Source organism: Bradyrhizobium sp. Mp27, assembly GCF_029953005.1.
Classification (GTDB): domain Bacteria; phylum Pseudomonadota; class Alphaproteobacteria; order Rhizobiales; family Xanthobacteraceae; genus Bradyrhizobium; species Bradyrhizobium barranii.
This window is the reverse complement of record NZ_JASAUS010000407.1, coordinates 1-2,329: the sequence shown is the minus strand read 5'-3', so window position 1 is coordinate 2,329 and position 2,329 is coordinate 1. Positions and strand designations below refer to the sequence as shown.

Below are 2,329 nucleotides of genomic sequence, written 5' to 3'. Positions count from 1 at the left end.
CTCCGCAACCCCGACCAGCTCCGACGACCCGAGCGCTACCAGCAGAGCACGCCGATCAAAGGGGTCCCTTTTGGAGGCCGATAGGGGGTCCCAGTCAAACGCCGATTGACACCTTGCGTGCGATGATGTCTTTCAGCCAGGGCCAGGAGCGAGTTTCCGTCGGCGCATATCCGCGATCACAGCCGTCGCGCCAGCCACCAAAACGGTTCGCAACAAACCTGCCCGCGCCTCAACTTACGCCGTAAAAACCAGCTGCTCTGTCCCGTCAACGCCATGCAGCTGAAATACAATCTTCGACGTATCCAGGCCGATGCGAACAATCGTTTCCACGGGCGGCTTCTTCGTTTGAGGTCAGCGACGACCTCATCTTGCCACGCAGTGTGGCGGAGGGGGGCCGTCTCCCCAACACGAGAGACCGCTGCTGGCCCTTGGCCGCACGCGTCTACGCGCAAACACCACTCCAGCTAGTCGTGAACCACTATGTGGCGTCATCGGCGATGATGACACCGAATTGCTGCGCGCCTCGTGGGGTGGCGCCGTCAGCGGGGCCTTTTCTGAGAGAACGTCGTGACGAGGAGAAAGTACACCGGTCGCTACCGACACGCACTGCCGGCGCTCGGCCTCACTAATGGAAGGTCGGCATGGCAAAATTGACGTCCGCGCGAATGTCTGTGGGCCATCGTGTCGTAATCGTCTTCAATTGCGTGTAGAAGCGCACTCCCTCTGGACCGTGGATATGATGACCACCGAACAGAGAGGCCTTCCATCCTCCAAAGGAATGGAAAGCCATGGGAACGGGGATAGCAACATTGACCCCCACCATGCCGACGCGTATCCGATGCGCGAATTCACGCGCTGCTTTCCCATCACGGGTAAAGATCGCAGTACCGTTGCCAAATTCGCTTCGATTGATCAGGCTGGCGGCAGCTTCGAAGCTTTCCGCACGCACGACGCAAAGCACTGGTCCGAAGATCTCTTCTCTGTAGATCGTCATGTTCGGCTCAACTTGGTCGAAGAGAGAGCCCCCAATAAAATACCCCCCTTCGTGACCCTGCATCTTGAAACCACGACCGTCGACCAGCAGGTTTGCGCCCTGGGTCACGCCCGATTGGATGTAAGCGCAGACCCTCTCTAGATGCTGTTTTGTTATCAATGGCCCAATCTCAGCGTCAGGATCGGTCGCCGGTCCGATCCTGAGCGCACGCACCCTGGGGGCCATCCGCGCGATCAATTCGTTAGCCGTATGTTCGCCGATTGGCACCACCACGGAGACCGCCATGCAACGCTCGCCTGCCGCTCCATAGGCCGCTCCCATCAAGGTATCTGCAACCTGATCCAAATCCGCATCGGGCATGACGATCATATGGTTCTTTGCACCACCTAGCGCTTGACAGCGCTTTCCGAAGCGGGCTGCGGTCTCGTAGACGTATCGAGCGATCGGCGTCGACCCGACGAAACTCACTGCCGCAACATCCGGGTGTACTAAGAGTGCATCGACCGCTTGTTTATCGCCCTGAACGACATTGAATACTCCTGGCGGAAGGCCGGCCTCGGTTAGCCACTCGGCGAGCAGGATCGCGGCAGAAGGAACGCGCTCCGAAGGTTTCAATATGAAGCAGTTACCGCAGGCAAGAGCGACTGGAAACATCCACATGGGGACCATCGCGGGGAAGTTGAACGGCGTAATCCCTGCAACGACCCCAATCGGCTGTCGGACCGAATGACTGTCAACCCGTGTTCCGACGCTTTCGGTAAACTCCCCTTTCAGAAGCTGCGGGGCACCGGTCGCGAACTCAACAACTTCAATGCCTCTTTGCACTTCGCCCATCGCATCAGCGAGCACCTTGCCATGCTCCGCGCTAATCAGAGCTGCCAGGCGTTCTGCCCTTTCCTCCAGAAGCCGCAAGAACTTATTGAGAATTCGTGCTCGCCGCAGGGGAGTAATCTCCGACCAGATCGCGAAAGCCGCAGCCGCGCTCGCAACCGCGCGATGAACGTCCGAGCCGGATGCAAGAGGTACCAATCCCGAGTGCTCGCCTGTCGCCGGATTGAAGACCGTTGAGGTCCGTCGCCCCTGACCTATGCACCGCCGCCCATCGATGTAATGGCCAATGTATTTCGCCATACCCACTTCTCCCTACCGTTACATCAGATTGTTCGGCCTGCCGAAGAACACTCCGAGAGCTTCCGTCGACCTCAGCGAGCAACGAAAACCATGAGCAGAGCTGGCCCCGGTTGTTTGGACAGCGCCCCGCTGGATTTAAGTGGATTCCTGCCGGGTTATGCTGAACGCGGGGCTTTACGGTTTTGTCGTTGCGTCGGGAGGGCG

General features: G+C 58.8%; 1 protein-coding gene and 1 pseudogene. Both read right to left on the bottom strand.

What is annotated here, in order from left to right:
- Positions 1 to 215 precede the first annotated feature (215 nt).
- Positions 216 to 330: pseudogene (locus QJT78_RS50320) on the bottom strand (IS110 family transposase); the annotation flags it as partial.
- Positions 331 to 625: 295 nt separating this feature from the next.
- Complete coding sequence (locus QJT78_RS50315) at positions 626 to 2,125, bottom strand: CoA-acylating methylmalonate-semialdehyde dehydrogenase (protein ID WP_038952573.1); 1,500 nt, start codon at positions 2,123 to 2,125, stop codon at positions 626 to 628.
- Between the last annotated feature and the right edge of the window lie 204 nt (positions 2,126 to 2,329).

Excerpts from the sequence above, each read along its gene's own strand:
- QJT78_RS50315 (WP_038952573.1), bottom strand. The coding sequence starts at position 2,125 with ATGGCGAAATACATTGGCCATTACATCGATGGGCGGCGGTGCATAGGT.